This is a genomic window from Pseudomonas sp. P135, from assembly GCF_020312125.1.
In the GTDB taxonomy this organism is placed as follows: Bacteria; Pseudomonadota; Gammaproteobacteria; order Pseudomonadales; family Pseudomonadaceae; genus Aquipseudomonas; species Aquipseudomonas fragariae.
In genome coordinates this window covers 147441-160603 of sequence record NZ_JAGPYR010000001.1, presented here as the reverse complement: position 1 = coordinate 160603, position 13163 = coordinate 147441, and the positions used below count along the sequence as shown (strand labels likewise).

Here is a 13163-nt window from a genome sequence, read left to right as displayed (position 1 = left end):
ACGTGCTTTCTATCTACAACACGCTCACCAAGAGCAAAGAAGTTTTCAAGCCGCTGGATGGCAACAAGGTGCGCATGTACGTCTGCGGGATGACCGTGTACGACTACTGCCACCTGGGCCATGGCCGCAGCATGGTTGCGTTCGATCTGGTGACGCGCTGGTTGCGCTTCAGCGGTTATGAACTGACCTATGTGCGCAACATTACCGATATCGACGACAAGATCATCAACCGGGCGCGGGAAAACGGTGAGTCGTTCGACGCACTGACCGCGCGCATGATCGAGGCCATGCACGAGGACGAGGCGCGCCTCAACATCCTCAAGCCGGACATGGAGCCGCGTGCCACCGATCATATCCCTGGCATGCACGCCATGATCCAGACCCTTATCGACAAGGGCTATGCCTACGCGCCGGGTAATGGCGATGTGTATTATCGGGTCGGCAAGTTTCAGGGTTACGGCAAGCTGTCGCGCAAGAAGATCGAAGACCTGCGCATCGGCGCACGCATCGAAGTGGACGAGTCCAAGGAAGATCCGCTGGACTTCGTGCTCTGGAAAGGCGTCAAGCCGGGCGAGCCAAGCTGGGAATCGCCTTGGGGTGCAGGACGCCCCGGCTGGCATATCGAGTGCTCGGTGATGTCGACCTGCTGCCTGGGCGAGACCTTCGATATTCATGGCGGCGGCAGCGACCTTGAGTTTCCGCACCATGAAAACGAAATCGCCCAGAGCGAAGCGGCCACCGGCAAGACCTACGCCAATGCCTGGTTGCACTGCGGCATGATTCGTATCAATGGCGAGAAGATGTCCAAGTCCCTGAACAACTTCTTCACTATTCGCGACGTGCTGGAGAAATACCACCCTGAAGTGGTGCGTTACCTGCTGGTGTCGAGCCACTACCGCAGCGCGATCAACTATTCCGAAGACAGCCTGCGTGAGTCGAAGGCGGCACTGGAGCGGTTCTATCACGCGCTCAAGGGCCTGCCGGTCGCCGAACCTGCGGGTGGCGAGGCGTTCGTCGAGCGTTTCAGCACGGCGATGAACGATGACTTCGGTACGCCTGAAGCCTGTGCGGTGCTGTTCGAGATGGTCCGCGAGATCAATCGTCTGCGCGAATCCGATGTGGCAGCGGCGGCGGGTCTGGCGGCACGTTTGAAGCAACTGGCCAGCGTGCTGGGTGTTCTGCAGCTCGAAGCCGACGACTTTTTGCGCGCTGGCGCGGAAGGACGGGTCGATGCGGCTGAAGTGGAGGCGCTGATTCAGGCGCGTCTGGCGGCGCGTGCCGCGAAAGACTGGGCCGAGTCCGACCGTATCCGCGACCGGATCACCGCCATGGGCGTGCTGCTGGAGGACGGCAAGGGCGGCACGACCTGGCGTCTGGCGGACTGATCAAGGACTATCCCTGAAATACTATCGTGCCCATGCTCCGCATGGGCATGCTGTTCTGGACGCTCCGCGTCCTGTCCTCGATGATGTGCTGCCTGCCGAGCGTCAAACACTAAACGATCCGCTGCTCCCGCAACCGCTTGTACAGCGTGTTGCGGCTGACGCCCAGACGTTTGGCCAGCTGTGAAATATTCCCGCCTGCCGCTTGAAACAATTGGCCGAGGTCTTCGCTCGAGTGAAGGCGCGTGGCCGACTCCTGAGTCCTGACCGGGGCACGGCATTCCTCATCCGCGTGAGCGTCGAGCAGAAAGTCCTCGGGCAGATGGTCAGTGCCGATCGGCTGTTCGTCGGCCAGTGCCAGCGCTACCTGAATCACACTGTTGAGCTGGCGCAGGTTGCCCGGCCAGGGGTGATGCTCGAATAATTCAAGCACTTCTCTGGAAAAGCCCGCGCGCTGGTGAGCATCACGGTGCCGCTCCCAGATTCGCTGGATCAGCGCATGTTTGTCAGTCCGCTCGCGCAGGGGCGGGAGTTCGATGCTCAGGCCGCTGATCCGATAATAAAGATCCTGGCGAAAAAGCCCCGCCTGGACCTGATCGCGCAGGCCCCGGTTGGTGGCTGAAATCAGCCGTATATCGACCGGATACAGCTCGCTGCTGCCCAATGGCTGAACGCAGCGCTCTTGCAGCACACGCAGCAGTCGCGCCTGTACCGGCATCGGCATGTCGCCCACTTCGTCGAGAAACAGCGTGCCTTTGTCGGCCTTGCGGATCAGGCCGATGCTGCCTTTCTGGTTGGCCCCGGTGAAGGCGCCTCTTTCATAGCCAAACAGCTCGGCCTCGACCAGGTCGGCCGGGATCGCTGCACAGTTGACCGCGATCAGCGGCTGGCTGGCGCGCACACTGGCCTGATGCAGGGCTTTGACAAACACTTCCTTGCCGACCCCGGTTTCACCATGAATGAGCAGCGGGATGTCTTTTTCCAGCAGCCGTTGGGCCTGACGCACAGCCTTCTCGACTTTCGCATCGCCCATGCTGATGGCCTGCAGGTCAAGGTTTCGTGATGGTGCTGCAGGCACCTGCGCAGCCTGGACGCAATGCAGCTTCAATGGTTTGCGAGTCGGGCGTTTGAGCAGGCACTGAAAGCGATTGTTGCCAAATGCATGCAGCGCAAACGGACGCGCTTCGGTCTCGCTGAGCAGTTGCAGGATCGGACACTTGAACAGCGTCTCGATGCTGGCACCGGCCGGAGTCGTCCCCAGCAAGGCGTCGGCACGCCGATTGGCGCACAGGATCTGGCCGCTTTCGTCAAAAATCAGCAGGCCAGCCCATTGGCTGTCGAGGTTGTTCAGGCCGGTATTGAAGATCAGCTGGAAGTGGGAATCGCGAAACTGGTCGAGGATCAGGCGGTTTTCCACCGACTGGCTCATCATTTTGACCATGCCCAGCGTGTGCGAGGGTGGCAGGAAGCTGTCGCTGGACACATCCAGCACGGCGATGATGCGCCTGTCTGCGTCGAAGATCGGTGAGGCCGAACCGGTCATGAAACGGTTGGCCTTGAGGAAATGCTCGTCCGGTTCAATATGGATGGCCTCTTCGCAGGCCAGCGCCGTGCCGATGGCGTTGGTGCCCGTGCCGCGTTCGTTCCAGCTGGCACCTGGCATGAAGCCTTGAGCCTGGGACGATTCGACGAAGCGTTGTGCACCCCATGACTTGAGCAACTGACCTTGAGGGTCGGCCAGCAGAATCAGACAGCTGGAGTTGCTGAGAATGTTTTCGTAGACCGGCAGGACCTCCTGATGGGTGGTCTGTACCAGTCCGTGATGGCGCTCCAGCAGCCTGGAAACCTCCGTCCCCGGCAATTGGCCGAATGAGGGGCGCGTCTGATGATTGAGGCCGAAGTCCCGGCAGCGGGTCCATGAATCCTGAATGATGATGTCGTGAGCAAGCGAAGCGCTGGTTTGAGACATGAGGATGCCTGCGAATGTGACGTATTGTTTTTGTTTTTAGGTCCCGTCGGCGTGACCATCCTTGCCCGCAACGTCAGTCCAGTGTCGTTCAGTTGTGTTCAAAGTCAATGTTCATTTTGTTCAAGTGTTCAGTATTTTCTGTTCATTATTGTTCAGCTGTGAAAGGCGTTTCGTCCCCTGAATACGGGCGAACGCTCTGTCCCGGGCTTCACCGGCAAGCTGGCTGAGCTGGCACGAATGTCGCTATCTGCAAACAGTCACGCATTCACCCTTAAGAAAAAAACAACAAAGGGCACGCCATGTCACTCACGCTGGAGCATGTCAGTCGCGCCGTCGATGGCCAGGTCTGGATCGACGACGCTTCCCTGAGCTTTGAGCCGGGATCATTCAACGTTCTGCTGGGGCGCACCCTGTCCGGCAAAACCAGCCTGATGCGCCTGATGGCCGGGCTGGACAAGCCGGACAGCGGGCGAGTGCTGATGAACGGGGTCGATGTCACCCATCGTCCGGTTCGCCTGCGCAACGTCTCGATGGTTTATCAGCAGTTCATCAATTACCCGAGCATGACGGTGTTCGAAAACATCGCTTCGCCGCTGCGTCAGGCGGGTCTTTCCAAAGACGTGATCCACAGCCGGGTGCAGGAAACCGCGAAGATGCTGCGCATCGAAAAATTCCTGCAACGCCACCCCCTCGAACTGTCCGGCGGGCAGCAGCAGCGCACCGCGATGGCCAGGGCGCTGGTCAAGGACGCCGAACTGATCCTCTTCGACGAACCGTTGGTCAACCTCGATTACAAGCTGCGCGAAGAGCTGCGCCAGGAAATGCGCGAGCTGTTTGCCGCGCGCCATACCATCGCTATCTACGCGACTACCGAGCCCAATGAAGCGCTGGCGCTGGGCGGCACCACCACCATCCTGCATGAAGGGCGGGTGGTGCAGAGCGGCAAGACCCCCGAGGTTTATCATCGACCCGCGACTGTGCTGGCCGCCGAGTTGTTCTCCGAACCGCCGATCAACCTCATGCCGGGCCGTATAGAAGGCAATGAAGTCAGCTTCGCCAACTTCGTGCATTTCCCGCTCAACGTCGACCTGCGGGCCGTCGGCGATGGCGAGTATCGTTTCGGCGTGCGCCCCAGCCATTTGAGCCTGGTGCCGTCCAACGATGACGACCTGGAACTGGCGGTTACTGTCGAACTGGCGGAAATCAGCGGCTCGGAAACCTTCCTGCATGTGCGCAACGAGCTGTTCTCGCTGGTCCTGCATCTGCCAGGCGTGCATGCCTATGACGTCGATGCGGCGATTCGGGTGTACATCCCGACCCACAAATTGTTTGTATTCGATCAGCAGGGCGGCCTGATTCAGGCGCCGGGCCTGCGTATGGCGAGGGTTGCCTGATGGCCGAGATCCGCTTGCAGAACCTTGCGCACAGCTACAGTACCAAGCCTGGTCCTGACGACTATGCAATTCGCGAGATGAGCCACGTCTGGGAGCAGGGTGGTGCTTACGCGCTGCTCGGGCCTTCCGGGTGTGGCAAGTCAACCCTGCTCAACATCATTTCCGGTCTGCTCAGTCCGTCGCAGGGCCAGGTGCTGTTCGACTCGAAAGTCGTCAATGAGCTGCCCCCGGAACGCCGTAACATCGCTCAGGTTTTCCAGTTTCCGGTGATCTACGACACCATGACCGTGTTCGACAATCTGGCCTTTCCGCTGCGCAATCAGGGCATGGACGAGGCGCGGATTCTCATCAAGGTCAACGAAATTGCCGATGTCCTGGACCTGCAGCCGCTGCTGAAAAAGAAGGCGCGCAACCTCAGCGCGGATGAAAAGCAGAAAGTCTCCATGGGTCGCGGGCTGGTGCGCGATGACGTGTCGGCGATCCTCTTCGACGAGCCGCTGACCGTGATCGATCCGCACCTGAAGTGGAAACTGCGGCGCAAGCTCAAGCAGATCCACGAGCAGTTCAATATCACCATGGTTTACGTCACCCACGATCAACTGGAGGCGTCGACCTTCGCCGACAAGATCGCCGTGATGTATGGCGGACAGATCGTCCAGTTCGGCACGCCGCGGGAGCTGTTCGAAAAGCCGTCGCACACTTTTGTCGGCTATTTCATCGGCAGCCCGGGGATGAATCTGATTGACGTTACGCCGCAGCCGGGCGGTGTCGGTTTTTCCGATATTCACCTGCCGTTGCCTGAGTCGTTGCAGCAAAAACTGGCCAATACGCCGTGGAAAACTCTGAAAGTGGGTATTCGTCCTGAGTTCGTGCATGTCTGGGACGGACCTTACGACGATGCGATGTGCGCCGACGTGACCTATGTGGAAGACCTCGGCACCTACAAGATCATCACTCTGAAACTGGCCGGACAACTGCTGAAGGTGCGTCTGCAGGAAGACAAACCGGTACCGCAAGGCCAGGCCTGGATCAGCTTTCCGGGGCAATGGCTGATGCTCTATGCAGATGATTACCTGCTCGAAGCCGGCCCTGCCAGTGAGGTGTCCCATGCGTAAGGTTCAGAACAACAAGGCCTGGTGGCTGGTGATGCCGGTGTTTCTGCTGGTGGCATTCAGCGCGATTATCCCGATGATGACCGTGGTCAACTATTCGGTGCAGGACATCTTCGACCAGTCCAGTCGCTATTTCGTCGGCACCGACTGGTTCCGGCAGGTCCTGCAGGACCCGCGTCTGCACGACTCGCTGCTGCGTCAGTTCATTTATTCGGGCTGTGTACTGCTGATCGAGATCCCGCTGGGTATCGCGATTGCCCTGACCATGCCGACCAAGGGCCGCTGGTCGTCGCTGTGCCTGATCGTGATGACCATTCCACTGCTGATCCCGTGGAACGTGGTCGGCACGATCTGGCAGATCTTCGGCCGTGGTGATATCGGCTTGCTGGGTTACACGCTGAACAACGTGCTGGGCATCAACTACAACTACGCCGCCAATGCCTCGGACGCCTGGGTGACGGTGCTGGTCATCGACGTCTGGCACTGGACCTCGCTGGTGGCTCTGCTTTGCTATTCAGGGCTGCGGGCGATTCCGGATGTGTATTACCAGGCGGCACGCATCGATCGGGCGTCCGGCTGGGCGATCTTCCGGCATATCCAGTTGCCGAAGATGAAAAGCGTGCTGCTGATTGCGGTGATGTTGCGCTTCATGGACAGCTTCATGATCTACACCGAGCCGTTCGTACTGACCGGTGGCGGGCCGGGCAACTCCACCACCTTCCTCAGTCAGACCCTGACCACCATGGCGCTCGGGCAGTTCGACCTGGGGCCTGCGGCGGCGTTCTCGCTGGTGTATTTCCTGATCATTCTGTTGGTGTCATGGGTGTTCTACACCGCCATGACTCACAGCGAAAAGAATTGAGGGGCTGGTCATGAGTCTGCGCAAAATCATACCGCTGTGGATTTACCTGTTGTTTCTGCTGGTGCCGATCTACTGGCTGATCAACATGTCGTTCAAGACCAATACCGAGATCCTCGGTGGTCTGACCCTGTGGCCGCAGGATTTCACCCTGGCCAATTACAAGGTGATCTTCACCGACGAAAGCTGGTACAGCGGCTACCTCAACTCGTTGTATTACGTGTGCCTCAATACCGTGATATCGCTGAGCGTCGCACTGCCGGCAGCCTACGCGTTTTCACGCTATCGTTTTCTCGGCGACAAGCACCTGTTCTTCTGGCTGCTGACCAACCGCATGGCGCCACCGGCAGTATTCCTGCTGCCGTTTTTCCAGCTGTATTCGTCCATCGGCCTGTTTGACACGCACATCGCCGTGGCACTGGCGCACTGTCTGTTCAACGTTCCGCTGGCCGTATGGATTCTGGAGGGCTTCATGTCCGGCGTTCCGAAGGAGATCGATGAAACGGCCTACATCGACGGTTACAGCTTTCCCAAGTTTTTCGTGAAGATTTTCATTCCACTGATTGGCTCGGGTATCGGTGTCACCGCCTTTTTCTGCTTCATGTTCTCCTGGGTCGAGCTGTTGCTGGCGCGCACCCTGACTTCGGTGAACGCCAAGCCGATCGCTGCGGTGATGACCCGCACCGTGTCGGCATCGGGTATCGATTGGGGGGTGCTGGCGGCGGCAGGGGTGTTGACCATTCTGCCGGGCATGCTGGTGATCTGGTTCGTTCGCAACCATGTGGTCAAGGGCTTTGCTCTTGGTCGTGTCTGAGGAGTCGAAAAAATGGAGTGGATGTCCTGGACACTGCCCACTGCGGCGTTCTTCATCAGTATCGGGTTGTTGCTGGTGGGTATGACGGTATGGGAATTGCGCTCGGCGAGCATCGAGCGTCGCGGTTTTCTGCCGATTGCCACCACGCGTGGCGACCGTCTTTTCATCGGGCTTCTAGGCAGCGCTTATCTGCATCTGCTGGTGATCGGCGCGACGGACTGGAGCATCTGGATCGCTTCGGGGGCTTCCCTGGTGTGGCTGTTGGTGGTGATGCGTTGGGGGTAGAGAGCGGCCGGGCGTGGTTGCCGGGGTGATCCGGTCGGCAGTATTGAAAAAGCGGGACTACATGAAAGCAACCTGGAGATGACTATGTTCAATAAGAAAAACAAGCTGCAACATAGCGTGACGCTGGCAACCATGATCATGCTCAGCGGGTTGAGTGTGTCGGCATGGGCGGATCAGTACGAAGATGCGGCGAAGAAGTGGGCGGCGAGCGAGTTCAAGCCGAGCACGCTCTCCGATGCCGAGCAGTTGAAAGAGCTGGAGTGGTTCATCGAAGCGGCCAAGCCGTTTCGTGGCATGGACATCAAGGTGGTGTCGGAAACTCTGACCACTCATGAATACGAGTCCAAGACCCTGGCCAAGGCGTTCACCGAAATCACCGGTATCAAAGTCACCCATGACTTGCTGCAGGAAGGTGATGTCATCGAGAAGCTGCAGACCGCCATGCAGTCTGACAAAAGCATCTACGACGGCTGGGTCAACGACTCGGACCTGATCGGTACGCACTTCCGCTACGGCAAGGCCCTGTCTCTGACCGACCTGATGGCCAGTCCGGAAGGCAGTAAAGTCACCTCGCCGACGCTGGACCTGAAAGACTTCATCGGCACTTCGTTTACCACCTCTCCCGAAGTCAAGAACGCTTCGGGTAAAGTCATTGTCGAATCGAAGCTGTACCAATTGCCCGATCAGCAGTTCGCCAACCTGTACTGGTTCCGTGCCGACTGGTTCGAGCGTCCTGATCTGAAAAAGAAATTCAAGGACAAATACGGTTACGAGCTGGGTGTTCCGGTCAACTGGTCGGCTTATGAAGACATCGCCAAATTCTTCAGCGAGGACGTCAAGGAGATCGACGGCAAGAAAGTCTTCGGGCACATGGACTATGGCAAGAAAGACCCGTCACTGGGCTGGCGTTTCACCGATGCCTGGTTCTCCATGGCGGGCAGCGGCGACAAGGGCCTGCCTAACGGTCTGCCGGTGGACGAGTGGGGCATCCGCGTCGAGGATTGCCATCCGGTCGGTTCCAGCATCACCCGCGGTGGCGACACCAACGGGCCAGCGGCAGTCTTCGCCACGCAGAAATACATCGACTGGCTGAAAGCCTATGCACCGCCGGAAGCGGCGGGCATGACCTTCTCCGAATCCGGTCCGGTGCCTTCGCAGGGTAACGTCGCGCAACAGATCTTCTGGTACACCGCCTTTACCGCCGACATGACCAAGCCAGGCCTGCCGGTGATGAATGCTGACGGCACGCCGAAGTGGCGCATGGCACCGTCGCCAAAAGGCCCTTACTGGAAAGAAGGCATGAAGCTCGGCTATCAGGACGTCGGTTCGTGGACCTTCCTGAAGTCGTCCGACGAGAAAAAACGTTTGGCGGCCTGGCTGTATGCGCAATTCGTGACCTCGAAGAGCGTTTCACTGAAGAAAACCATCGTCGGCCTGACGCCGATTCGCGAGTCGGACATCAACTCCAAGGAAATGACCGCGCTGGCGCCGAAGCTGGGTGGTCTGGTGGAGTTCTATCGCAGCCCGGCCCGCGTGCAATGGTCGCCTACCGGCACCAACGTGCCTGACTATCCGAAGCTGGCACAGCTGTGGTGGAGCCATGTGGCCGAGGCGGTCACTGGCGAGAAGACTGCGCAGGAGGCCCTCGACGGTCTGGCCAAGGACCAGGATGCGATCATGATGCGCATCCAGCGTTCTGAGGTGCAGGAACCCAGCAAATGTGCACCGAAGATGAATAAGGAAACCACTGCGGAAGTCTGGTACAAGAAGGCCGAAGAGAGCAACGGCGAGTTCCTCGCGCCACAGCGCAAGCTGGCCAACGAGAAACCCAAGGGTGAAACCATCGCCTATGCGGACTTGCTGAAAAGCTGGGAAGCAGCCAGGAAGTAAGTTTTTTCGGGAATGAAAAAACGGCACCTCAGGTGCCGTTTTTTATGGGAGCAGAACAGCCTGATCAGTCGTGCAGGGTTTCTGCCGCGTACAGCGTGTTTTCCAGCAGGCAGGCGCGGGTCATGGGGCCGACGCCGCCCGGAACCGGAGTGATCCAGCCAGCGCGGGGCAGGGCGGTCTCGTAAACCACATCGCCTACCAGCTTGCCGTCTTCCTGGCGGTTGATGCCGACGTCGATGACGATCGCGCCCGGCTTGATCCATTCGCCTTTGACAAGGCCCGGCTTGCCGGCGGCAACCACCACCAGATCGGCACGACCCACGTGGCCTGCCAGATCCCTGGTGAAACGATGGGTCACCGTGACGGTGCAGCCCGCCAGCAGCAGTTCCATTGCCATCGGGCGGCCGACGATGTTGGATGCGCCGACGACGACGGCATCCAGGCCGTACAGGTCGACACCGGTGCTTTCCAGCAGGGTCATGATGCCTTTGGGAGTGCACGGGCGCAGCAGCGGAATGCGTTGAGCGAGGCGACCCACGTTATAAGGATGGAAGCCGTCCACGTCCTTGTCCGGGCGAATGCGCTCCAGCAGCAGCGAAGCGTCGAGGTGCGCGGGCAAGGGCAGTTGCAGCAGGACGCCGTCGACAGCGGCATCTTCATTGAGACGGTCGATCAGATCGGTCAGTGCTGCCTGAGTGGTATCAGCGGGCAAGTCATAAGCCTGCGAGATAAAGCCGACTTCCTCGCAGTCCTTGCGCTTGTGAGAGACATAGACTTGGGAGGCGGGGTCGCTGCCGACCAGAATCACCGCGAGGCCCGGCGTACGCAGACCTTGCTGGCTACGTTCGGCGACACGTTTGGCGATCTGCTGGCGCAGGCTGGCGGCGATCGCCTTGCCGTCGATTAGTTTTGCAGTCATGACGCGTGATTAACCATCGAGAGGAAAAAATGAGCGCGCATTCTCTCATGACATGGCGCGAGGGCAAAGGCGATTGCTTTGCATATTCAGCTAACTCCTTTATCTAGCTGAATTTTTTTCAAAAAAAGGTTGACGACCCCAGGGGGCGTCTATAAGATTCGTCGCACTTGCCGGGCAGAGCCCAGCACTGGTTAAGCTAGCACTGGTTGATTCGGTCAGGCAGAGTTGCAAATCAGCTCGGTGTGATCGATTGAAAGCCTTTTAGTTTGTTATCGCAAGAGTACAAATTATATAAGTGCCCGTAGCTCAGCTGGATAGAGCATCCGCCTTCTAAGCGGATGGTCGCAGGTTCGAGTCCTGCCGGGTGCGCCATTCAAGGCAGCTTTGGCACAGCAAGTAAGTTGCATCGTCACGCGCAATATGGTGGGCGTAGCTCAGTTGGTAGAGCACAGGATTGTGACTCCTGCGGTCGTGGGTTCGAACCCCATCGTCCACCCCATATTAAGAAGGGCGCCAGATTCATAGTCTGGCGCCTTTGCTTTAAAAGTCTGAAATGCGGATGTGGTGGAATTGGTAGACACACTGGATTTAGGTTCCAGCGCCGCAAGGTGTGAGAGTTCGAGTCTCTCCGTCCGCACCATTTGTACTTTCGCCGGGTTCCACTGAGAACCGCGAAAGTCTAGAGAAGCCCGCCTAGCGCGGGCTTTTTATTGCGTAGAGTTCCGCAAGACTCCAGCGTCTTCCGCACATTTTTAGTACATTAGTCAGTCCATCGTGAATTCGAGCTGACTGGTGATGTACTAATGCCCCTGACTGATACCGCTGTCCGGCAAGCAAAGGCCAAGGAAAAAGATTACAGCGTCACCGATGGTGATGGGCTTGCACTGTTCGTGTCTGCCAACGGCACGAAGTCTTGGCACTTCCGTTACTCCTGGCACGGCAAGCAGCCGCGTATTTCCCTCGGAACATACCCAGAGATTGGTCTGCGCGATGCCCGCGAGTTACGCGACCAGGCTCGCACGATGGTTGCTCGAGGCATTGACCCAAGGTCAGAGCGTCGGCAGGCACAGCAGGCGAGCGCAGCGTCCCAGCAAAACACCTTTGAAGCTGTCGCCGAACGCTGGTATGCGTTCCGTTCGCCACGCCTGAGCAGCGCGGCTAAGGGCGGACGCCACCAATCACGGCTGTACCTCGACAAGGATCTGTTGCCCGCCCTAGGCAAGCTGCCTATTGCTGACATTCGCCGCGCCGATGTACTAGCCGCTGTACGTCGTGTTGAAAAACGCGGGGCGCTGAACGTTGCCGAGAAGTGCAGAACCTGGCTCAACCAGATATTCCGCTTTGCCATTGCCGAGGGCGTGATTGAGACGAATCCCGCTGCAGACATGGATATCGTCGCTGCTGTTCAGCCGCCAGTCAGGCATAACCCGTACCTCAAGCGGGAAGAGCTGAAACCCTTCTTGCTGAAACTTCGTGAGTACGACGGTTCTGTCTTCACGCTGCTGGCCATCCGGCTGCTGATGCTTACCGGTGTTCGAACTGGTGAGGTGAGGGCGGCAACGCCGGGTCAGTTTGACCTGGACGCTGCCTTGTGGACGATCCCACCGGAGAACGTGAAGCAACTTGCATTGAAGGTGAAGGATGGATCAGGGGATATACCGCCCTATCTGGTGCCACTGTCGCGGCAGGCGGTTGATGTTGCGCGCCAGCTTATGTCGATGACCGGGCAGTGCAAGCTACTCATACCGGGGCGCAATAACCCCAACACTCCAATGAGCGAAAACACGGTCAACGACGCAATAAGCAGGATGGGATACAAGGGCAAGCTGACTGGTCACGGCCTGAGGGCCACGCTGTCGACTGCCTTGAACGAGATGGGCTACAACCCCGATTGGATCGAAGCGCAGCTATCACATGCGGGGGAGAACAAGGTGCGCAGGGCTTACAACCATGCCGCATACGTGGAGCAGCGGCGGGGGATGATGCAGGACTGGGCTGATTACTTGGATTCGGTCGAGGCTTCCTGATCAGCTCTGGCGGCCTCGACCTGCGCCCTGTTCCAGGCGATGACCTCGGATTTGACCCAGGCCACCGAGCGCCCGCCCAGTCTGACCTGTTTGGGAAACTCGCCGGTCTTTGCCATTTCATAGATTTTGCTGGTCTTGTAGCCGACCAGTTTGATTACTTCCGGCAGGCGGATGAATTCAACTGTTTCGTCGTTGCGTGCGGTGTTCATGGTTGATCCTCGTTTGGTTGTTCTGTCTCTGGCAGGAAGAGGTAGGAGATTTGTTTTTCGTGACTGCAATGTCCGGAATGCTTCACAGCGTCATCAAAAGTGTAAATTCCCGCTTCTGACTTCACCGTCGTGTAACCACACCCATCCGCACGCCAGTAACACTGCCATTCGCCTGACCAAATTCGTACAGGTCGATGGCCTTGTTCGGCCCGCCACTTTTGCAGCGTGCCTTTGCTTTTGAGCCCATGCAGGGTTCGACGTAGTTGGGCCATCAGTCCACCCCGTTATCAAAGCCGTCGTAGG

The 13163-nt window shown here is 58.4% G+C and carries 12 protein-coding genes and 3 tRNA genes; 11 read left to right on the top strand and 4 right to left on the bottom strand.

Going from position 1 to position 13163, the window contains the following annotated elements:
* Window positions 1–2: 2 nt before the first annotated feature.
* The gene (gene cysS, locus KBY08_RS00685) at window positions 3–1385 is read left to right on the top strand and encodes a cysteine--tRNA ligase (RefSeq protein ID WP_032657460.1); all 1383 of its coding nucleotides are present in this window, start codon (window positions 3–5) and stop codon (window positions 1383–1385) included.
* A 109-nt stretch (window positions 1386–1494) separates the two neighbouring features.
* Here the strand turns inward: cysS and KBY08_RS00680 are convergent, their stop codons facing one another.
* Window positions 1495–3351, bottom strand: a complete 1857-nt coding sequence (locus KBY08_RS00680; RefSeq protein WP_032657463.1) for a sigma-54-dependent Fis family transcriptional regulator — start codon at window positions 3349–3351, stop codon at window positions 1495–1497.
* A 299-nt stretch (window positions 3352–3650) separates the two neighbouring features.
* Here KBY08_RS00680 and KBY08_RS00675 point away from each other — a divergent pair, with 299 nt between their 5' ends.
* The 6 genes from KBY08_RS00675 (at window position 3651) to KBY08_RS00650 (ending at window position 9705) form a co-directional block, all read left to right on the top strand.
* Window positions 3651–4745 (top strand): ABC transporter ATP-binding protein, encoded by a 1095-nt coding sequence (locus KBY08_RS00675; RefSeq protein WP_003409725.1) that lies wholly within the window; start codon window positions 3651–3653, stop codon window positions 4743–4745.
* Window positions 4745–5860 carry an ABC transporter ATP-binding protein gene (locus KBY08_RS00670; RefSeq protein WP_024659846.1) on the top strand — a complete coding sequence of 372 codons (1116 nt, stop codon included), beginning with the start codon at window positions 4745–4747 and terminating at the stop codon, window positions 5858–5860. Before KBY08_RS00675 ends, KBY08_RS00670 begins: the two co-directional genes overlap by 1 nt.
* Window positions 5853–6719 carry a carbohydrate ABC transporter permease gene (locus KBY08_RS00665; RefSeq protein WP_002552729.1) on the top strand — a complete coding sequence of 289 codons (867 nt, stop codon included), beginning with the start codon at window positions 5853–5855 and terminating at the stop codon, window positions 6717–6719. The genes KBY08_RS00670 and KBY08_RS00665 overlap by 8 nt, the downstream gene beginning before the upstream one ends.
* Before the next feature lie 10 nt (window positions 6720–6729).
* On the top strand, window positions 6730–7530 hold the full coding sequence (locus KBY08_RS00660; protein ID WP_003315280.1) for a carbohydrate ABC transporter permease: 801 nt from the start codon (window positions 6730–6732) through the stop codon (window positions 7528–7530).
* Between the two features lie 12 nt (window positions 7531–7542).
* Window positions 7543–7815 (top strand): DUF2160 domain-containing protein, encoded by a 273-nt coding sequence (locus tag KBY08_RS00655; RefSeq protein ID WP_003404479.1) that lies wholly within the window; start codon window positions 7543–7545, stop codon window positions 7813–7815.
* Window positions 7816–7899: 84 nt separating this feature from the next.
* Complete coding sequence (locus tag KBY08_RS00650; RefSeq protein WP_024639687.1) at window positions 7900–9705, top strand: ABC transporter substrate-binding protein; 1806 nt, start codon at window positions 7900–7902, stop codon at window positions 9703–9705.
* Between the two features lie 64 nt (window positions 9706–9769).
* Here the strand turns inward: KBY08_RS00650 and folD are convergent, their stop codons facing one another.
* Window positions 9770–10624: a bifunctional methylenetetrahydrofolate dehydrogenase/methenyltetrahydrofolate cyclohydrolase FolD gene (gene folD / locus KBY08_RS00645; protein ID WP_003404473.1), complete on the bottom strand. Its 855-nt coding sequence runs from the start codon at window positions 10622–10624 to the stop codon at window positions 9770–9772.
* Window positions 10625–10919: 295 nt separating this feature from the next.
* On the opposite strand from folD, the gene KBY08_RS00640 reads away from it, so the two are divergent.
* The 4 genes from KBY08_RS00640 (at window position 10920) to KBY08_RS00625 (ending at window position 12651) form a co-directional block, all read left to right on the top strand.
* Window positions 10920–10996 (top strand) — tRNA-Arg (locus KBY08_RS00640).
* A gap of 51 nt (window positions 10997–11047) precedes the next feature.
* Window positions 11048–11123, top strand: a tRNA-His gene (locus KBY08_RS00635).
* Between the two features lie 56 nt (window positions 11124–11179).
* Window positions 11180–11264: transfer RNA gene (locus tag KBY08_RS00630), tRNA-Leu, on the top strand.
* A gap of 163 nt (window positions 11265–11427) precedes the next feature.
* Entirely contained in the window at window positions 11428–12651 is a 1224-nt protein-coding gene (locus KBY08_RS00625; protein WP_225651070.1) for a tyrosine-type recombinase/integrase, read from the top strand.
* Here KBY08_RS00625 and KBY08_RS00620 read toward each other — a convergent pair.
* Both KBY08_RS00620 and KBY08_RS00615 read right to left on the bottom strand, forming a co-directional pair.
* Window positions 12624–12860: a helix-turn-helix transcriptional regulator gene (locus tag KBY08_RS00620; RefSeq protein ID WP_225651069.1), complete on the bottom strand. Its 237-nt coding sequence runs from the start codon at window positions 12858–12860 to the stop codon at window positions 12624–12626. The genes KBY08_RS00625 and KBY08_RS00620 overlap by 28 nt on opposite strands.
* Window positions 12857–13132 carry a hypothetical protein gene (locus KBY08_RS00615; RefSeq protein WP_225651068.1) on the bottom strand — a complete coding sequence of 92 codons (276 nt, stop codon included), beginning with the start codon at window positions 13130–13132 and terminating at the stop codon, window positions 12857–12859. The genes KBY08_RS00620 and KBY08_RS00615 overlap by 4 nt, the downstream gene beginning before the upstream one ends.
* Between the last annotated feature and the right edge of the window lie 31 nt (window positions 13133–13163).

What these genes read in the sequence shown, in the direction of transcription:
- KBY08_RS00680 (WP_032657463.1), bottom strand. Translation starts at nt 3,351, where the DNA reads ATGTCTCAAACCAGCGCTTCGCTTGCTCACGACATCATCATTCAGGAT.
- KBY08_RS00675 (WP_003409725.1), top strand. Translation starts at nt 3,651, where the DNA reads ATGTCACTCACGCTGGAGCATGTCAGTCGCGCCGTCGATGGCCAGGTC.
- KBY08_RS00670 (WP_024659846.1), top strand. Translation starts at nt 4,745, where the DNA reads ATGGCCGAGATCCGCTTGCAGAACCTTGCGCACAGCTACAGTACCAAG.
- KBY08_RS00665 (WP_002552729.1), top strand. Translation starts at nt 5,853, where the DNA reads ATGCGTAAGGTTCAGAACAACAAGGCCTGGTGGCTGGTGATGCCGGTG.
- KBY08_RS00660 (WP_003315280.1), top strand. Translation starts at nt 6,730, where the DNA reads ATGAGTCTGCGCAAAATCATACCGCTGTGGATTTACCTGTTGTTTCTG.
- KBY08_RS00655 (WP_003404479.1), top strand. Translation starts at nt 7,543, where the DNA reads ATGGAGTGGATGTCCTGGACACTGCCCACTGCGGCGTTCTTCATCAGT.
- KBY08_RS00650 (WP_024639687.1), top strand. Translation starts at nt 7,900, where the DNA reads ATGTTCAATAAGAAAAACAAGCTGCAACATAGCGTGACGCTGGCAACC.
- folD (WP_003404473.1), bottom strand. Translation starts at nt 10,624, where the DNA reads ATGACTGCAAAACTAATCGACGGCAAGGCGATCGCCGCCAGCCTGCGC.
- KBY08_RS00625 (WP_225651070.1), top strand. Translation starts at nt 11,428, where the DNA reads ATGCCCCTGACTGATACCGCTGTCCGGCAAGCAAAGGCCAAGGAAAAA.
- KBY08_RS00620 (WP_225651069.1), bottom strand. Translation starts at nt 12,860, where the DNA reads ATGAACACCGCACGCAACGACGAAACAGTTGAATTCATCCGCCTGCCG.
- KBY08_RS00615 (WP_225651068.1), bottom strand. Translation starts at nt 13,132, where the DNA reads ATGGCCCAACTACGTCGAACCCTGCATGGGCTCAAAAGCAAAGGCACG.